Raw genomic sequence first — 16,804 nt, forward strand, 5'->3', positions numbered from 1 at the left:
GCTCACGCCCTGCCCTCCTTGTTCGCATGGCGTTGCCGCACGCTGTCGCGCACGTCCACGTCGAACAGCACATCGAGCACGCCCGCCCCGGGCAACGCCAACTCGAACGACAGGCCGTCGCGGCTGGGCAGGCGCGCGGCGAGTTCGCGCACCGCCGTATCGGACAATTCCATGCGCCAGCTCCCGTCGCCGCGCCGCCAGCCATACTGCGCGGCCAGCGCAAGCTGCTGCCGTTCATTGCGGCCGTCAGGCCAGCGGGTGGCGTTTTCCACCGTGCCACCGGCCAGCAGTTCCGCCAGTTCCGCCTCGTCGATGCGCAGGCGCAGCGACTGTCCCTGCAGTTGCACTCTCATCGGTTCACCTCGTGCCAGCTTGCCTCGGTATTGCAGTCGGCCAGTTGCATGGTTTCGTCGTCGGCCAGCGCGATCTCCGCGCAGTCCACGGCCTGTTGCAGCGCGCGCAGCGAGCGGCGGCGCGGTTCGCCTTCGCGCAGCAGCGCGTCGAGCAGCGCACGGCTTTCCGCATCGAGGCGCAGCCGCATCGGCAGCACATGGCCGGCGCAGCGCAGGCCGTGCGCCTGCGGCTGTTCCGTGCGCAGCCGGCGCAACAGCGCGGCGCCAAGCAGCGGCATGTCCACCGGGATCACCAGGAGATCGGCTTCGCCCGCCACGCCGGCCACGATGCTGGCCAGGCCGCCCAGCGGGCCGAGCCCGGGCCGCGCATCGGCGACACCGCGGTAACCGGGACGATCGCCGCTCACCTGCAACGCGTCGACGCCGGATGCGCGCAGCGCGTCGAGCTGGCGTTCGAGCAGCGGATGGCCGTGCCAGTCCAGCAACGCCTTGTCGCGCCCCATGCGGGTGGACTGGCCGCCGGCCAGCACCACGCCGATGCATGGCCGCCGCTCAGTGGCCGTGGGCATGGCCGGCATGGTCGTGCCGTTCGGTTTCGCGCTGCTCCTCGCACAGCGAGCAGCCTTCGCTCCAGGCGCTGTCGCCGTCCACGTAGTGCTCCTGCTTCCAGATCGGCGCCTCGTGCTTCACCGCCTCGATGGCCAGGCGGCAGGCGCGGAAGGCCTCGTCGCGGTGCGGCGTGCCTGCGGCCACCACCACGGCGAGGTCGCCGATGGCGAGATCGCCTTTCGCATGGGCGATCCACAGTTTCAGCGGCGCTCCCACCTCGGCCCGCGCGCGCTCGCCGATGGCGCGGAACATGCGCAGCGCCAGCGGCTCGAACAGGTCGTAGCTGATTCCGGTGACGACGCGGCCCACGTTGTGGTCGCGCACCCGGCCGATGAAGCTGGCGATGCCGCCGAAACGCGGGTCGGCCACGAACTCCAGCGCTGCGGCGACATCCAGCCTGGCCACGCGGCGCTCCACCACGGCGACATGCAGGTCGTCCATCTCAGCCTCCGCTCACCGGCGGCAGCACGGCCAGCTCCATGCCCTCGGGCACCGCGCGATGGTTATGCAGGATTTCCTCGGCGCTGGCGAAGGCGCTGCGCCGTACCAGTCCCGCGGGGATCGCCGGCGCGCGTTCGGCGAGGTAGGCGGCAAGCAGCTCGCGCAGTTCGGCGATGCGGCTGCCGGCAGGCACGTCCAGTTCCACGTAGCCGCTGGCGTCGGCTTCGCGCAATGCGCCATACAGCGCGATCCGGGTCTTCATGCCACGCCTCCGTCGATGATCGGGCTTTCCATATGGCCCAGACCGCAGACCTCCACCAGCGTGCCCGCCGGCAAGGCCGCGGCATCCACCGGCACCACCACCCAGGCGTTGGCTTCGGCCAGCGGTAGGATGCGGTAGGACTCCTGCCCCGGCAACACGGCAGCCGCGAGGCGTCCCTGCCCGTCCAGCGCCACGCGCGCCTTGAGATGGAAGCGCAGGCGCGGCTTCTTCGCGTAGTCGTTCGCCAACGGCACGCGCCACAGCACCTCGCGCGGCAGGCCCAGCATGGCGCGCAGCGCCGGCTCCACGAAGAAGCGCAGCCCCACCGCCACCGCGATGGGATTGCCGGGCAGGCCGAAGAACAGCGTGCCGTCGGGCAGGCGCGCGAACAGCAGCGGCTTGCCGGGGCGGATCGCCACCTTGTGGAAGATGGCCTCCGCGCCCAGCCGTTCCAGCGCCTGCGGCACGAAGTCGTAGCGGCCCATCGACACCGCGCCGGTGGACACCACCGCGCGCGCGCCGGCGGCGCGTGCCCGCGCGAAGGCGGCGAGGAAGGCGTCCACCTCGTCGCCCACCGTCTCGACGTGCACGAGCTCGGCGCCGGCCCGCGGCAGGCGTTCCGCCAGGAAGGGGCCGTTGGAATTGCGGATCTGCCCGGAGGCCAGCGGCGCGGCGGAATCGTCCACCAGTTCGCGGCCGGTGCACAGCACGGCCACGCGCGGGCGCTCGGCCACCGTCACGCTCGCCATGCCCAGCGCGGCGAGCAGCATCAGATGCTGCGGCGCCAGCACCGAGCCGGTGGCGAGCACGGTCTCGCCTGCCGGTACGTCGGAGCCGGCGCGGCGCACGTTTTCACCCGCCATCACGCCGGCCAGCAGGCGCACGCGCGGCGGCGCGTCCAGCCGTTCGGTCTGCTCCACCGGGATCACGCGATCCAGCCCGTCGGGCAGGCGCGCGCCGGTCATGATCTCCCACGCACCGCGCCGTGCACGCGCGATGCCGTCGCCCGCGGCCTGTTCGCCTTCGAGGGGCCATTCGCTGCCTGCGGCAAGCGCTTCGGCGCCGCCGCCCAGGGCGTAGCCGTCCATCGCCGAGTTGTCGAACGGCGGCAGCGCGCCGGGCGCCGATACCGGCGCGGCGAGCACGCGGCCCATCGCCTCGGCCACGGGAACCGCCTGTGCGGGCATCGGCGCGCAAGCGGCCAGGATCAGGCGCACGGCTTCGTCCGGATCGAGCAGCGCGTGGCTCATGCGTGGCCCTCGCCCGCGACCATCGCCAGCGCATGCGCGAGGATGGGCGCAAGGATATCCATGCCCTGCGCCACCGCCTTCGCGCTGCCGGGCAAGGCGATCACCAGCGTGCCGGCCAGCAGCACCGCCTCGGCGCGGCTCAGCCAGGCCAGCGGGGTGTGCTGGCTGCTCTCGCTGCGGAACATTTCGGCGATGCCGGGCACGCGGCGCTCGGCCACCCGCGCCAGCGCCTCGGGCGTCACGTCGCGCGGCCCCAGCCCGGTGCCGCCGGTGCACAGCACCAGGCGCACGCCGGCGGCGGCCAGTTCGCGCAGGCGCGCGGCCAGCGGTTCAGCCTCGTCGGCACGCACTTCGGCGGGGCCGACGTCGGCGCCAAGCGCGCGCAGGCGTTCCACCAGCAAGGCGCCGGAGACGTCTTCGTACTCGCCGCGATGGGCGCGGTCGCTCAGGGTGACCACGGCAGCCGGCACGCCTTCCAGCCGCGGCGTGGCGCGCGGACGGTAGTGCTCGCGCTCGGCCTCGCTCATGCCGTCGGGATGCAGCCACAGGCCCTTCTTGCCGCCTTCCTTGAACAACAGCCGCACGCCGCCGATGGCCAGCGCCGGCTGCACCGGCTTGGTGAGGTCGTAGAGCGTGAGCAGGGCCGCGTTGACGCCGGCCAGCGCCTCCATCTCCACGCCGGTGCGGGCGCAGGTGGCCACCTCGCAGTACACGCGGATCGCCTGGCGTCCGGCCTCCGGCACGCAACGCAGCTCCAGGTATTCCAGCGGCAGCGGGTGGCACAGCGGCATCAGCTGCGAGGCGTTCTTCGCCCCCTGCAGGCCGGCGATCTCGGCCATCGCGATGGCGTCGCCCTTGGGCAGCCGCCTCGCCACGATGTCGTCGAAGGCGCTGCCGGCGTACAGCTCGCCCACCGCCACCGCACGACGCGCGGTGGCGCGCTTGCGGCGCACGTCGGCCATGTGAAAGTACGCGCGTTCCTCGCGCTGGGGCATGGATCAACCTCCGGTGGATGCGAGATGGGGCGTGATGCCGGTGCGGCCTTCGTGCAGGAAATGCCCCTGCTCCTTGCGGCCGATCTGGCCGCCGATGGCGCGCACCAGCTCGTCGAGCTGGTCGTCGCGCTGCAGGTGGCGGCGCAACGGGATGCCGAACTCGCCGAACAGGCACAGCCGCAGGTCGCCGGCGGCGGTGACGCGCAGGCGGTTGCAGCCGGCGCAGAAGTCCTTCGAGTACGGCGCGATGATGCCGATGCGGCCGGCATAATCCGGGTGGCGGTACTCGCGCGCTGGGCCGGCGTCGGCGGCGCGCGGCAGCGCTTGCCAGCCGCTGTCGCGCAGTTGGTCTTCCAGCGTCTCGGTGCGCACGTGGTACTGGCGGAAGTAGTCCAGGTTGTCGCCGGTCTGCATCAGCTCGATGAAGCGCAGGCCCACCGCGCGGTCGCGCAGGTAATCCAGCCAGCGCGGCAGCGCGTCGTCGTTGACGCCGCGCAGCAGCACGGCATTGAGCTTGGTGGGCAGGCCGGCGGCCAGCGCCATGTCGATGCCGTGCAGGATGTCGTCCAGCCGGTCGTGGCCGGTGATGCGCGCGAAAGCGGCGCGGTCGAGGCTGTCCACGCTGACGTTGATCGCGTTGAGGCCGGCGTCCATCCACTCGCCCAGACGGCGCGAGAGCAGCGTGCCGTTGGTGGTCATCGCCAGCCTGGTCACGCCCGGTGTCGCGGCGGCGGTGCGCAGCACCCCGGCGAGATCGTGGCGCACGCTGGGCTCGCCGCCGGTGATGCGCAGCTTGCGCATGCCGAGTTCGGCGAAACCGCGCAGCAGGCGCGCGATCTCCTCCAGCGACAACGGCCCCGGCATGCCCGCGTCGGCACGGTAGCCGTGCGGCAGGCAGTACGTGCAGCGGAAGTTGCACGCGGGAGTGATCGACAGCCGCAGGTACGGAAACCGGCGACCGTAGCGATCGGCCAGCGGGGTCATGCCATGTGCTCCTTTCCAAGATCGGGAGGCGAACGCGTTTCCCCGTCCACCCGGTGGTTCCTAGAACCACGGACGCGACACCATGTTTCTTGACGAAGAAACGAAGATCCCGCGCCTCGGAGTTTCACCGGCGATTGTCGTGCTTATCCCGCCACCTGTCGATCAGGGCCGGCCGCCGGTTCGCGCGCAGGAACCCTATAGTCGAGATCCACCCCGACGATGCCGCGCGGCTGGAAATCGGCCTGGGCGGCCTGGTCGAGCTGGTTTCGCCGAACGGCCGCTGGGGGAACTGGACGGCAGCTCGATCGTGCCCTTTGCCGCACGCTAGCTGGATGGCACGATCAACCGTGCGAACACCAAGGCGAGGTGCGTCATGACAGGTGCTTTCAAGGTCGGCGACCACGTGACGTGGAACTCCGAGGCCGGCCGGGTCAGCGGCCGTATCGTGCGCGTGCACACCGGCGACGTGGACTACAAGGGCTATGCCCACCACGCGACTCCCGACGATCCGCAGTACGAGATTCAGAGCGACAAGACCAACCACGTCGCCATGCACAAGGGCAAGGCGCTGCGGCTCATCCAAGAGCCTGTTCACGATCTCCCCATGGCCCGCGCCGGGAGCTGTTTGCACGCAGATCAAGGAAGAACGAAGGAGTGGACGTCCGTCCACGACTGAGTGATGACGCAGGGATGGGGGCAAACAGACCCGGCCCTTCGGGTTGCCTTGCCGTGGCCGCCATGCGGCAGCGCGCGGCTTGGCTTGCCAGCCAGGCAAGCACTGCGCCACGCACTACCACCTGACGGCCACGGCAAGGCAACGCGGGTCATGGGGAGATCGTGAACAGGCTCTAAGCCAGCACGTGCAGGCCAAGGCGTGCGCGCATCGTCGAAACCGCGCGCCGCGTAGCGGCCGTGCGGCGGATCACCACCGCCACGGCGCCGGGGCGCCCGGCACGTCGGCCGGCATCGCAAGAAAATGCAGCGTTGCCGAAGGCTAATGTTATAACGTACCTTCACCCACCGTGCCGCACGGGATACCCGTTGTCGGAGCAGAACGCAGCAACGAGTACGGGTTCCGCATGGCTTCCATTCCGTCTGTCCAGACATCCGCGGCGCATGCCCTGCGCCGGGTCGCGCCGATGGCCGCCGCGCTGCTGCTGGCGGCGTGCGCGGTGGGGCCCGACTTCAAGGCGCCAGCCGCCCCCGCGGTGGACGGCTATACGTCCAAACCGGTGGCCGCCACAGTCGCCACGGCGCACGTGGCGGGCGGCGCGGCCCAGCATCTCGCACCGGGCGCGGACGTTCCCGGCGACTGGTGGACGCTGTTCCACTCCGCGCCGCTGAACGCACTGATCGCGCAGGCGCTGGCGCACAACCCGGATCTCAAGGCCGCACAGGCCGCATTGCGCGTGGCGCACGAGAACACGCTGGCGCAGCGCGGCGCCTTCTGGCCCAGCGTGTCGGCGAACGTCTCGGCCAACCGCCAGCGGCAGGCCGGCTCGCTGGCGCCGGTGCCCTCGTCCAACGCCTTCCTGTACAACCTCTACACGCCGCAGCTTTCGGTGTCCTACACGCCGGACGTGTGGGGCGCCAATCGCCGCGCGGCGGAATCGCTGCAGGCGCAGGAGCAGGCCGCGCGCTTCCAGATGATCGCGGCGTGGAACACGCTGGCGTCGAACGTGGCGGTGGCGGCGATCCAGCTCGCCGCGCTGCAATCGCAGGTGGATGCCACGCGCTGGCAGATCGCCGCCACCGCGAAGATGCTGGGCATCCTGCGCTACCAGTACGCGAAGGGCTATGCGAGCCGCGTCGACCTCGCCGCGCAGGAATCGCAGCTCGCGCAGGCCAGGGCCGCCCTGCCGCCGCTGCAGAAGCAGCTCGCGCAGCAGCGCGACCAGCTCGCGGTGCTCACGGGGGCGTTCCCGTCGCAGGCGCCGCAGGATCGCCTCTCGCTGGACGACCTGCACCTGCCCACCGACCTGCCGCTGAGCCTGCCGTCTAAGCTCGTCGAACAGCGCCCCGACGTGCGACAGGCGCAGGCCAACCTGCATGCCGCCAGCGCGGCCATCGGCGTCGCTACCGCGGCGCGCCTGCCCAACATCACGCTCAGCGCCGACGCCGGCAGCACGGCGCTGGAGTTCTCCAGGCTGTTCGGCGCGGGCACCGGCTTCTGGGACGCGGCGGCGAACATCACCGCACCGATCTTCGAGGGCGGCACCCTGCTCCACCAGCAGCGCGCGGCGAAAGCGGCCTACGACGAAGCCGCCGAGCAATACCGAGGCACCGTGCTGGCCGCGTTCCAGAACGTAGCCGACACGCTGGTGGCGCTGGATCAGGACGCGCAGGCACTGCAGTCCGCGGCCAAGGCCGAACAGGCGGCGAAGCTGACGCTGGATCTCACCCGGCGCCAGCTCAAGGACGGCTACGCCGGCAACCTGCAATGGCTGACCGCCGAACAGACCTGGCAGCAGGCGCGCATCGCCCTCGTGCAGGCCCAGGCCAACCGATTCGCCGACACCGCCGCGCTGTACCAGGCGCTGGGCGGTGGCTGGTGGCATCACCAGGAATTGAGCAAGCAGTGATGACGAAACCACCCTTCCCCGCCCTTCCCCGCCGCATCGTGCCCGCAACGATGCTGGCCGCCGCCATCGCGCTGGCCGGCTGCTCGTCAGGCCAGAACGCGACAGCGGTCGCGGCCGACACGCCGCACAACGTCACGCTGACGGCGGCGCAGCAGCAGGGCATCAAGCTCTACACCGTGGCGGCGTCCTCGTTCCATCGCACGGTGGACACCACCGGCATCGTGGACTACGACCAGAACCGCTCCACCGCCGTGCTGGCGCCGTTCTCCGGCCCGGTGACGAAGGTGCTGGTGAGCCTGGGCGAACAGGTGAAGCAGGGCCAGCCGCTGGCCACGGTGGCCTCGCCCGATTTCGCCGCGGCGGTGGACGGCTACCGCAAGGCGCTGGCCGCCGCGCGTGCCGCCGCCGAGGTGGCCGCCAACGACAAGGATCTCTACGCGCACCACGCGATCTCCGAGCGCGAGAACGCGCAGGCGCAGTCCGACGCGGTCGGCGCCCAGTCCGACAGCAACGCCGCGCGCGAAGCGCTGCTGGCGCTGAACGTCGATCCGCAGGTGGCGAAGGACGTCGAGCAGGGCCGCCCGGTGGCCAGCGTGCAGGCGACGATACGCGCGCCGATGGCCGGCACCGTGGTGCAGCGCTCGATCACGCCCGGCCAGTTGCTGCAGGCGGGCAGCACGCCCTGCTTCGCCGTGGCCGACGTGTCGAAGATGTGGGTGATGGCGCAGGTGTTCGACAGCGACCTCGCCGCGGTGAAGCCCGGCGACGTCGCCGAGGTGGAAGCCGGTGACGGCGTGACGCTGCACGGCAAGGTCGCCAACGTGTCGCCGGAAGTCGATCCCGACACCCGTTCGGTGGCCGCGCGCGTGGAGGTGGACAACCCTGGCGGCCTGCTGAAGAAGCAGATGTACGTGCGCGTGCGGATCGCCTCGGCCGCGGCGGCCAGCGGCCTGCTGGTGCCGGTGGGCGCGGTGCTGCGCGACGACGAGAACCTGCCCTTCGTGTACGTGCAGGCAGCCGACGGCAGCTACGCGCGCCGCCCGGTGACGCTGGGCGTGCGCACGGGCGACCGCACCCTGATCGCCGATGGCCTCAAGGCCGGCGACAAGGTGGTGACCGAGGGCGGCATCTTCGTGCGCTTCATCCAGACCCAATGAACGAGTTGACGCCGCCCCCCGGAGCGCGTCCGGCTTCCTTCATCAACCGCATCGTGGCGTTCGCGCTGGAGCAGCGCCTGCTGATCGTGCTGCTCACCGCGCTGCTGGTCGGCGCCGGCATGTGGGCCCTGAAGCGCCTGCCGATGGACGCCTATCCCGACCTCTCGCCGCCGATGGTGGAGATCATCACGCAGTGGCCGGGCCACTCCGCCGAGGAGGTGGAGCGGCTGATCACGGTGCCGGTGGAGCTTGGCATGAGCGGCATCCCGAAGCTCTCGGTGAAGCGCTCGATCTCGCTGTACGGCCTGTCCGACGTCACCCTCACCTTCAACGACGGCACCGACAACTACTGGGCGCGCCAGCGCGTGTTCAACCGGCTCAGCGGCATCACCCTGCCCAGCGGCGTGGCGCCCTCGGTGTCGCCGCTGTCCTCGCCGTCGGGGCTGATCTACCGCTACGTGCTCGAGAGCACCGACCGCTCGCCGATGGAGCTGAAGACGCTGGAGGACTGGGTGATCGCGCCGCAGTACCGCTCGGTGCCCGGCGTGGCCGACGACTCCGCGTTCGGCGGCGGCAACATGCAGTACCAGGTGCAGCTCGATCCCGCGAAGATCGCCGCGCAGGGCCTGTCGGTAAGCCAGGTGGAAGCGGCCATCGCGGCCAACAACGGCAACGCCGGCGGCGGCTTCTACACGCAGGGCGGCCAGTTCTTCTACGTGCGCGGGCTGGGCCTGATCAAGACGACCGAGGACATCGGCAACATCGTGCTGGCCGTGCACAACGGCACGCCGGTGCTGGTGAAGGACGTGGGCAAGGTCGCGATCGGCATCGCGCCGCGCCTCGGCGAGTTCGGCTACATGGGCCAGAACGACGCGGTGGAAGGCGTGATCCTGATGCTCACCGGGCAGAAGACCCAGGACGTGCTCACGCGCGTGGAGGCCAAGACCCGCGAGTTGAACGAGCACGTGCTGCCGCCGGACGTGAAGATCCACCCGTTCTACGACCTCAGCGACCTGATCGCGCAGACCACCCACGTCGTGCAGCGCAACCTGCTGCTGGGCATGCTGCTGGTGGTGGCGGTGCTGATCTTCTTCCTGTACGACGTGCGCGCCGGCCTGATCGTGGCGGCGACGATCCCGCTGGCGCTGCTGTTCGCCTTCTTCTGCATCCAGCTGCAGGGCGCCTCGGCGAACCTGCTCTCCATCGGCGCGGTGGATTTCGGCATCCTGGTGGATGGCGCGATCTTCATGGTGGAGAACATCTTCCGCGAGCTGGCGAAGCGCCACGGCACGGAGTACGGCATCCGCGAGGTGATCCGCAGCGCGGCTTCCGAGGTGGATCGCCCGCTGGTCTACGCGGTGGCGGTGATCGTGGCCAGCTTCCTGCCGATCTACGTGCTCACCGGGCCGTCCGGCACGCTGTTCAAGCCGATGGCCGACACCATGATCTTCGCCCTGGTCGGCTCGCTGCTGGTCACGCTGACCCTGCTGCCGGTGCTGTGCGCGCTGTTCATGCGCAAGGGCGTGCGCGAGCGGCGCAACGCGATCTTCGAGAGGCTGCAGGCGGCCTACGCGCGCGTGCTGGATCGCTGCATGGCCAACCGCTGGCGCACCGCCGCGATCCCCGCCCTGCTGCTGGCGCTGGCCATGCTGCTGGTGCCGCGCATCGGCGCCGAGTTCATGCCCAAGCTGGACGAGGGCGCGCTGTGGGTGCGCGCCACCATGCCGTACACCATCTCCTACCAGAAGTCCGCCGAGATCACGCCGAAGATCCGCGCCATCCTGCACTCCTTCCCGGTGGTGACCACGGTGACCTCGGAGCTGGGCCGTCCCGACGACGGCACCGACTCCACCGGCTTCTTCAACGTGGAGTTCTTCGTGGGCCTCAAGCCCTACTCCGAGTGGGGCGGCAAGTACGCCAGCAAGCAGGCGCTGATCGACGCGATCAACAAGAAGCTCGAAGTGTTCCCCGGCATCGACTTCAACTACACCCAGCCGGCGGAGGACGCGGTGGACGAGGCCGAGACCGGCCTGAAGAGTTCGCTGGCGGTGAAGGTGTACGGCCCCGACCTGAAGACGCTGCAGGACAAGGGCAAGACGATCAAGCAGGCGATGGAGCAGGTGCCCGGCATCACCGACGTCACCCTGGTGCACGAGCTGGGCCAGCCCAACCTCGCCATCGACATCAATCGTGCCGCGATCGCGCGCTACGGCCTCAACGTGGCCGACGTCAACGGCATGATCGAGGCGGCGGTGGGCGGCGACGTGGCCACCGAGGTCACGCAGGGCGAGAAGCAGTTCGACCTGGTGGTGCGGTTGCAGCACCGGTACCGCGACAACCCGCAGGCGATCGGCGACATCCCGCTGCTCACCCCCGGCGGCCAGCAGGTGCCGCTGAAGGAGCTGGCCGACATCCACGTCAGCAACGGCGCCTCCTTCATCTACCGTGAGGACGGCTCGCGCTACATCGGCGTGCAGTTCTCGGTGAGCGGCCGCGACCTCGCCAGCACGGTGGGCGACGCGATCAAGCAGGTGGCGCAGAAGGTGAAGCTGCCGCAGGGCTACCGGCTGGACTGGGGCGGCGAGTACAAGGAATACACCGCCTCGCGCGCGCAGATGGACGTGATCCTGCCGCTCACGGTGCTGCTGATCTTCGGCCTGCTGTTCGTGCTGTACGGCAACTTCAAGTTCCCGTTCATCACCGTGCTCGGCGTGCTGCTCAGCTCCCCCATCGGCGCCATCCTCGCGCTTTGGCTCACCGACACGCCGTTCTCGGTGTCCTCCGGCATCGGCTTCATCGTGCTGTTCGGCGTCTCGGTGCTGACCTCGGTGGTCTACATCTCCTGCGTCAACGAGCTGCGCCTGGGCGGCATGGGTATCGCCGAAGCGACCCGCGAAGCCTCCCTGCTGCGCCTGCGCCCCATCGTGATGACCGCGCTGGTGGCCGCGCTTGGCCTGCTGCCCGCCGCCGTCGCCACCGGCGTGGGCACCGACTCGCAACGGCCGTTCGCGCTGGTGATCGTGGCCGGCATGCTCTCGCGGCTGGTGATCGGCGTGTTCCTGGCGCCCGCGCTCTACGGCCTGGTGGCGCGCCAAGGAGACCGCCTGCAGGTGTGACCGGCCAGGGCCGGGCTGCCTGCGCGAGCGGCTTGGCGATCCCCTTAAGGGGATCGCCCCGTGATGCGCGATCTTCGTTGACGACGATGAGGGAATCCGGTCGGCTACGGCAACCTGACGGCGCCTTCAGCCAGCGTGCCGGGAATGGGCGGTTCCGGCGGCCAGCCATTCCGGGAACTATCGGCTCGTCAGCTTCACGGGCCGGATGACCGGAACGGTCGGCGTCGTCGAAGTGGTTTGCACGCGATCGACGTCATAGCTCGCTTCCGGAAAATAACTCGTGTGGGAGATGTCGAATACCTTGCCCATCAGGTTCTGCAGCTTGGCCGCGATGACCTTGATGCCATCGGGAGTGCAGCCCAACGATGCGCGGGTCTCCTCCTCCGAGCGCACCCAGCCCCATGTCATGGTCTTTATCGTCATGGAAGGGCTGATGCGCGTGCTGTCGTAATGTTCATGGGGCGAGTCGGGCGGGTGGTGGAATCGACGCACCTTGATCCATGCGATCATGTCTTCCAGTCCGACGTTGCGTATCGCGCTCTCCGGGTAGTTGTTCAGCTCGAACGTCGTTGCCGCTTCGATGTCGCTACCGATGGCGCATGCGAAGACACGCGTTTCGTCGCAGGGGACTTCCTTCCAGCTTGAACCGCGCTTGTCGTAGACGTGGCGGAGCGTGATTTTTTTCGCGGCCAACCTGGCGCGTTGCGTTGCCGTCCAATCGGAAGCTGGGCCGACCATGTCCTGATGGATTTCAAAGGATCGAAACATCGGGTAGGCGCATGAGATATGAAACTCTTTCGCCAGGCTGTTCAAAGTGAAGTAATCGTTGTCCGCCGATCCTTTTCGGAACCACATCTTTTTCCATTTTTCGTCGATGTCGCCCCAGGGGTGCCAGGGCGCATTGACTCCTGCGTCGCGACGCCAGAAATCGAGCTCCGCCCTGCACTTTGCGCCGCCTTGGCTGATGATGGTCGAAACCTCCCGCGTGTCGCCCCGGTAGGCAAAGACAAAACTGCCCTTGCTCGAGCGCACGGCAACGCCATCCGTCATGTTGGATTTCAAGGCCAGCGTTTTGCCGAAATAATCGCCGGCCGTGGTCATGGTGGCTTCTTCGAAGCCAAGCTCGAACAGGTACGTCAGAATGCCTTTGGGGACAGTGCCTGGCGTAGAAGACAATTTGGCCGCGAAAGCGGTTGACAACGGCAACGGGAAACCTGAGTTGAAAATGATCTTCGCGGCATTTCCAACGCCCGTTACATCCAGATCGAACATTAGGCTGGCGATACGGCCGAGATCCTCTTCGATTGCCGCCTGCCCATTGACGAACGATTTCGCTTCATTGAAGAAGTAGTTGAACCACCCGGGAAAATCCAGATTGCTCATGTCCGTGCTGGTTTGGCAGATGGGCCCGTGCTGGTCTTTGATGATCTTGTAGAGAGACGTGAAAAACTGCGACTCGCTGGTTGCCTTGTGACCAGTCCAGGGCAAGCGTGCCGTGGTGCTCGAAGGCAATGGGGTCACCCAGGCGGTTCTGATGGCGGAAGATTCCGCGGCGATTTGGGCAAGGAGCGGCATGTGTATCTCCAACGGCAGGACAGTATGGAAAATCCCGAAAATCCGCCTTCTGGGAGCGCGTCCGGGCCATCGAACCCGGCGTACGCCCGGGCCTGATTCCACCGGTCGACCTCTGGCGTGCCTGGCCGGCACGTGGATCGTCTGCGGTTCAAGCCATCAGGCCGTTCCTCAACAGACCGCCACAGGTCGTACCGGCAGGCGGCTGAATGAGAGAGTCTCGCCTAGGTCGGGTGAAGTCCTCAAGAAGGAAGATATTGACGGATGACGCCAAGCAGACGGATCTGCCGGTGCGGCACCACGCCGGATTTGAGCGGCACCGCGTGCGGGCCGGGCTAGGCGAGCAGCCCGGCGATCCCCGCATACAGGCCAAGCCCGGCGGTCAGCGCGATGGTGGTGCCCACCACGACCGCATAGGCGCCCTTGAGCCGGTACGGCTCGGGCAGCACGCGCCGGGCCAGCAGGAACAGGAAGCCCAGCACGATGGGCAGCAGCAGCGCGTTCATCACCTGCACGCCCACGCTCAGTTCCACCAGGTTGGCGCCGGAGGCGACCAGCACGCCGCCCAGCGCCAGGATCAGGGCGTAGGCGCCATAGAACCACGGCACCTCCTGCGGCCGGTGGCGCAGCGAGTGCTCGAAGCCTATCACCTCGCCCAGCGCGCGCGCCGCGGTCAGGGCCACCACGATGGCGGCCACCAGCGAGGCGCCGAGCATGCCCAGGCGCACCGTCAGCTCCTGCACGACGAACAGGATCGGCACCATCACCGCCTGCAGCAGCAACAGGCGATAGCCCGACTCCGCGCCACTCTGCGCGGCGGTGACGAGGCTGCCCGCGTCGGTGTCCGCCAGCATCACCACCATGCCCGGGCCCGCCACGGCCAGGAAGCGCAGCCAGCGCGGCCTCCCGCGCATCGTCGTGCCGGCGAGCGCCTTCTCCGCAACCTGTCCGGTGCGCAACTCCGCTCCGTTCGCCTGCATGTCCATGGATCGATGTCGTCCGATGTCGGAATGACTTTTCGCCGCATTGTCGGAGTGCGGCCACGCCGTCCGCACTGACGCAGGTCAGTGCCGTCCGGCGATGGCGTCCGCAGAATCGCCCCGACCCTTTTCCCCACGGAGCGATACCCATGCGCAAACTGATTGCCCTCGTCCTGCTCGGCCTCGCCTGCAGCCCTCTGATGGCCGCCGAGTGCGGCACCACCGTCGAAGCCAGCGACGCGATGCAGTACAACGTCCACTCGATCGCCGTGCCCAAGGCCTGCAAGACCTTCAAGGTCACGCTCAAGCACACCGGCAAGCTTCCGGTGACCGCGATGGGCCACAACTGGGTGCTGGCGCACGCATCCGACGAGGCCGGCGTGATCGCCGACGGCATGCAGGCCGGCGCCGCCAACAGCTACGAGAAGCCCGGCGACACGCGCATCATCGCCCACACCAAGCTGATCGGCGGCGGCCAGTCCGACACCGCGACGATCGACGTGGCCAAGCTCAAGGCCGGCGAGCAGTACGCCTACTTCTGCACCTTCCCCGGCCATGCCGCGCTGATGAAGGGCACGCTTAGCCTCGGCAAGTAGCCGGCCTGCATGCCACATGGGTTCCGGCCATCCCGCAAGAGATGGCCGGAATCGCTCCACAACGGTTCACACCCTCGCGAACACCAGGCTGGCGTTGGTGCCGCCGAAGCCGAAGCTGTTGGACATCACGGTGTCCAGCCGCGCCTCGCGGCTCTCGCGCAGGATGGGGAAGCCTTCGGCGCGCGGATCCAGCGCGTCGATGTTGGCCGAGCCGGCCACGAAACCGTCCCGCATCATCAGCAGGCTGTAGATCGCCTCGTGCACGCTGGCCGCGCCCAGCGAATGGCCGGTGAGCGCCTTGGTCGAGGACAGCGGCGGCATCGCCGCGCCGAACGCCTCGCGCACCGCATCCAGCTCCACGATGTCGCCCAGCGGCGTGGCGGTGCCGTGGGTGTTGAGGTAGTCGACCGGGCGCGCGAGGTTCGCCAGCGCCATCTTCATGCAGCGCACCGCGCCCTCGCCGGAGGGCGCCACCATGTCGGCGCCGTCGGAGGTGACGCCGTAGCCGATGAGTTCCGCGTGGATGCGCGCGCCGCGCGCCTTCGCGTGCGCGTAGTCCTCCAGCACCAGCATGCCGCCGCCACCAGCGATCACGAAGCCGTCGCGGCCGGCGTCGTAGGGGCGCGAGGCGGCCTGCGGCGTGTCGTTGCGGTCGCTGGAGAGCGCGCCCATCGCGTCGAACTGCGCGGTCATGCCCCAGTGCGCCTCTTCGCCGCCGCCGGCGAACACGATGTCCTGCGCGCCATGGCGGATCAGGTCGGCCGCCGCGCCGATGCAGTGCGCCGAAGTGGCGCAGGCGGCAGCGATGGAATAGCTCAGGCCCAGGATGCCGAAAGCGGTGGCCAGCATGGCCGACACGGTGGAGCACATCGTGCGCGGCACCATGAACGGCCCCACCTTGCGCACGCCCTTGCCGCGCAGCAGGTCGGCCGCCTCGATCTGCCACTGCGCCGAACCGCCGCCGGAGCCGGCCACCACGCCGGTGCGCGGATGGCTCACCGCGTCGTGGCCGAGGCCGGCGTCGGCGATCGCCGAGCGCATCGCGAGGTAGGCGTAGGCCGCCGCGTCGCCCATGAAGCGGCGCAGCTTGCGGTCGATGGCGGCGTCGAGATCCACCTGCGGCACGCCCGCCACCTGGCTGCGCAGGCCGCGCGCGGCGTAGTCGGGGATCGCGCGGATGCCGCTCCTCAATTCCTGCAGCGCACGTGACACCGTGTCCGCCACGTCGCCTAGGCAGGAGACGATGCCCATGCCGGTCACCACCACGCGGCGCATCTCAGAAACCCTCCGTGGACTGGAACAGGCCCACGCGCATGTCGCTGGCGGTGTAGATCAGGCGGTCGTCCACCAGGGTCTTGCCGTCGGCGATCACCATCGCGAGCCGGCCGCGCATCACGCGGCGGATGTCGATCTCGTAGCGCAGCCGCTTCGCGCTGGGCAGCACCTGGCCGGTGAACTTCACCTGGCCCACGCCCAGCGCACGACCGCGCCCCGGCTCGCCCAGCCACGGCAGGAAGAAGCCGGAGAGCTGCCACATCGCATCCAGCCCCAGGCAGCCGGGCATCACCGGGTCGCCCGCGAAGTGGCAGTCGAAGAACCACAGCCGTGGCGTGATGTCCAGCTCGGCGTGGATCTCGCCCCTGCCGTAGGCGCCGCCCGTCTCGGCGATCTGCGTGATGCGGTCGAACATCAGCATCGGCGGCGCGGGCAGCCGCGCGTTGCCGGCGCCGAACAGTTCGCCACGGCTGCAGGCCAGCAGCGCCGGATAGTCGAAAGAGGAAGGCCGGGTCATGAAGCGCTCGTCGTGGAAAGGGTTCGGCAGTGTGCGGAGCCGGGCCGTCACGCCTCTTGACCCACGTCAGCGCAACGCCGGCGTATGGAAACCTGCGACATCGACGCCTGTCGCG

The 16,804-nt window shown here is 69.2% G+C and carries 16 protein-coding genes and 1 riboswitch; of the genes, 5 read left to right on the plus strand and 11 right to left on the minus strand.

The features are described 5' to 3' along the window. Positions 1-2: 2 nt before the first annotated feature. The 7 genes from ACZ5Z2_RS08860 to moaA form a co-directional block, all read right to left on the minus strand. The gene (locus tag ACZ5Z2_RS08860) at positions 3-353 is read right to left on the minus strand and encodes a hypothetical protein (protein WP_464761587.1); all 351 of its coding nucleotides are present in this window, start codon (positions 351-353) and stop codon (positions 3-5) included. Continuing rightward, the gene (gene mobA / locus ACZ5Z2_RS08865) at positions 350-922 is read right to left on the minus strand and encodes a molybdenum cofactor guanylyltransferase (RefSeq protein WP_464761588.1); all 573 of its coding nucleotides are present in this window, start codon (positions 920-922) and stop codon (positions 350-352) included. Before mobA ends, ACZ5Z2_RS08860 begins: the two co-directional genes overlap by 4 nt. Beyond that, positions 906-1,403: a molybdenum cofactor biosynthesis protein MoaE gene (locus ACZ5Z2_RS08870; protein WP_464761589.1), complete on the minus strand. Its 498-nt coding sequence runs from the start codon at positions 1,401-1,403 to the stop codon at positions 906-908. Before ACZ5Z2_RS08870 ends, mobA begins: the two co-directional genes overlap by 17 nt. Position 1,404: 1 nt before the next feature. Next, positions 1,405-1,665 carry a MoaD/ThiS family protein gene (locus ACZ5Z2_RS08875; RefSeq protein WP_464761590.1) on the minus strand — a complete coding sequence of 87 codons (261 nt, stop codon included), beginning with the start codon at positions 1,663-1,665 and terminating at the stop codon, positions 1,405-1,407. Further along, positions 1,662-2,903: a molybdopterin molybdotransferase MoeA gene (locus ACZ5Z2_RS08880; protein ID WP_464761687.1), complete on the minus strand. Its 1,242-nt coding sequence runs from the start codon at positions 2,901-2,903 to the stop codon at positions 1,662-1,664. Before ACZ5Z2_RS08880 ends, ACZ5Z2_RS08875 begins: the two co-directional genes overlap by 4 nt. 8 nt (positions 2,904-2,911) lie before the next feature. Next, a complete protein-coding gene (gene moaCB / locus ACZ5Z2_RS08885; RefSeq protein WP_464761591.1) occupies positions 2,912-3,910 on the minus strand; it encodes a bifunctional molybdenum cofactor biosynthesis protein MoaC/MoaB in 999 nt (332 codons plus the stop codon). Between the two features lie 3 nt (positions 3,911-3,913). Beyond that, positions 3,914-4,894, minus strand: coding sequence for a GTP 3',8-cyclase MoaA (gene moaA / locus ACZ5Z2_RS08890; protein WP_464761592.1), 981 nt, complete (start codon positions 4,892-4,894; stop codon positions 3,914-3,916). Next, positions 4,887-5,028, minus strand: a riboswitch (molybdenum cofactor riboswitch). (Overlaps the previous gene by 8 nt.) A 239-nt stretch (positions 5,029-5,267) precedes the next feature. On the opposite strand from moaA, the gene ACZ5Z2_RS08895 reads away from it, so the two are divergent. From ACZ5Z2_RS08895 to ACZ5Z2_RS08910, 4 genes are all read left to right on the plus strand, one after another. Then, positions 5,268-5,570: a hypervirulence associated TUDOR domain-containing protein gene (locus tag ACZ5Z2_RS08895; protein WP_464761593.1), complete on the plus strand. Its 303-nt coding sequence runs from the start codon at positions 5,268-5,270 to the stop codon at positions 5,568-5,570. 463 nt (positions 5,571-6,033) lie between these two features. Beyond that, on the plus strand, positions 6,034-7,476 hold the full coding sequence (locus ACZ5Z2_RS08900) for an efflux transporter outer membrane subunit (protein ID WP_464761688.1): 1,443 nt from the start codon (positions 6,034-6,036) through the stop codon (positions 7,474-7,476). Next, complete coding sequence (locus tag ACZ5Z2_RS08905; protein ID WP_464761594.1) at positions 7,476-8,633, plus strand: efflux RND transporter periplasmic adaptor subunit; 1,158 nt, start codon at positions 7,476-7,478, stop codon at positions 8,631-8,633. The genes ACZ5Z2_RS08900 and ACZ5Z2_RS08905 overlap by 1 nt, the downstream gene beginning before the upstream one ends. Next, positions 8,630-11,749, plus strand: coding sequence for an efflux RND transporter permease subunit (locus ACZ5Z2_RS08910; protein ID WP_464761596.1), 3,120 nt, complete (start codon positions 8,630-8,632; stop codon positions 11,747-11,749). The genes ACZ5Z2_RS08905 and ACZ5Z2_RS08910 overlap by 4 nt, the downstream gene beginning before the upstream one ends. A 177-nt stretch (positions 11,750-11,926) precedes the next feature. Here ACZ5Z2_RS08910 and ACZ5Z2_RS08915 read toward each other — a convergent pair whose 3' ends face one another. Both ACZ5Z2_RS08915 and ACZ5Z2_RS08920 read right to left on the minus strand, forming a co-directional pair. Further along, positions 11,927-13,324 (minus strand): hypothetical protein, encoded by a 1,398-nt coding sequence (locus tag ACZ5Z2_RS08915; RefSeq protein WP_464761597.1) that lies wholly within the window; start codon positions 13,322-13,324, stop codon positions 11,927-11,929. A gap of 332 nt (positions 13,325-13,656) precedes the next feature. After that, positions 13,657-14,301 carry a divalent metal cation transporter gene (locus ACZ5Z2_RS08920; RefSeq protein ID WP_464761598.1) on the minus strand — a complete coding sequence of 215 codons (645 nt, stop codon included), beginning with the start codon at positions 14,299-14,301 and terminating at the stop codon, positions 13,657-13,659. A 149-nt stretch (positions 14,302-14,450) separates the two neighbouring features. On the opposite strand from ACZ5Z2_RS08920, the gene azu reads away from it, so the two are divergent. Then, positions 14,451-14,897 carry an azurin gene (gene azu, locus ACZ5Z2_RS08925; protein WP_464761599.1) on the plus strand — a complete coding sequence of 149 codons (447 nt, stop codon included), beginning with the start codon at positions 14,451-14,453 and terminating at the stop codon, positions 14,895-14,897. A 66-nt stretch (positions 14,898-14,963) separates the two neighbouring features. On the opposite strand, the gene fabB is transcribed toward azu, so the two are convergent. Further along, on the minus strand, positions 14,964-16,172 hold the full coding sequence (gene fabB, locus ACZ5Z2_RS08930; protein WP_464761600.1) for a beta-ketoacyl-ACP synthase I: 1,209 nt from the start codon (positions 16,170-16,172) through the stop codon (positions 14,964-14,966). A 1-nt stretch (position 16,173) separates the two neighbouring features. Next, positions 16,174-16,689 (minus strand): 3-hydroxyacyl-[acyl-carrier-protein] dehydratase FabA, encoded by a 516-nt coding sequence (gene fabA, locus ACZ5Z2_RS08935; RefSeq protein WP_464761601.1) that lies wholly within the window; start codon positions 16,687-16,689, stop codon positions 16,174-16,176. Positions 16,690-16,804: the final 115 nt, after the last annotated feature.

It is taken from the genome of Rhodanobacter sp. G1 (genome assembly GCF_055397855.1).

Bases quoted from the DNA above. Each gene is read 5' to 3' on its own strand.
- ACZ5Z2_RS08900 (WP_464761688.1), top strand. From the start codon at position 6,034: ATGGCCGCCGCGCTGCTGCTGGCGGCGTGCGCGGTGGGGCCCGACTTC.
- ACZ5Z2_RS08910 (WP_464761596.1), top strand. From the start codon at position 8,630: ATGAACGAGTTGACGCCGCCCCCCGGAGCGCGTCCGGCTTCCTTCATC.
- ACZ5Z2_RS08920 (WP_464761598.1), bottom strand. From the start codon at position 14,301: ATGCAGGCGAACGGAGCGGAGTTGCGCACCGGACAGGTTGCGGAGAAG.
- ACZ5Z2_RS08915 (WP_464761597.1), bottom strand. From the start codon at position 13,324: ATGCCGCTCCTTGCCCAAATCGCCGCGGAATCTTCCGCCATCAGAACC.
- azu (WP_464761599.1), top strand. From the start codon at position 14,451: ATGCGCAAACTGATTGCCCTCGTCCTGCTCGGCCTCGCCTGCAGCCCT.
- moaA (WP_464761592.1), bottom strand. From the start codon at position 4,894: ATGACCCCGCTGGCCGATCGCTACGGTCGCCGGTTTCCGTACCTGCGG.
- ACZ5Z2_RS08875 (WP_464761590.1), bottom strand. From the start codon at position 1,665: ATGAAGACCCGGATCGCGCTGTATGGCGCATTGCGCGAAGCCGACGCC.
- moaCB (WP_464761591.1), bottom strand. From the start codon at position 3,910: ATGCCCCAGCGCGAGGAACGCGCGTACTTTCACATGGCCGACGTGCGC.
- ACZ5Z2_RS08895 (WP_464761593.1), top strand. From the start codon at position 5,268: ATGACAGGTGCTTTCAAGGTCGGCGACCACGTGACGTGGAACTCCGAG.
- ACZ5Z2_RS08870 (WP_464761589.1), bottom strand. From the start codon at position 1,403: ATGGACGACCTGCATGTCGCCGTGGTGGAGCGCCGCGTGGCCAGGCTG.
- mobA (WP_464761588.1), bottom strand. From the start codon at position 922: ATGCCCACGGCCACTGAGCGGCGGCCATGCATCGGCGTGGTGCTGGCC.
- ACZ5Z2_RS08860 (WP_464761587.1), bottom strand. From the start codon at position 353: ATGAGAGTGCAACTGCAGGGACAGTCGCTGCGCCTGCGCATCGACGAG.
- ACZ5Z2_RS08905 (WP_464761594.1), top strand. From the start codon at position 7,476: ATGACGAAACCACCCTTCCCCGCCCTTCCCCGCCGCATCGTGCCCGCA.
- fabA (WP_464761601.1), bottom strand. From the start codon at position 16,689: ATGACCCGGCCTTCCTCTTTCGACTATCCGGCGCTGCTGGCCTGCAGC.
- fabB (WP_464761600.1), bottom strand. From the start codon at position 16,172: ATGCGCCGCGTGGTGGTGACCGGCATGGGCATCGTCTCCTGCCTAGGC.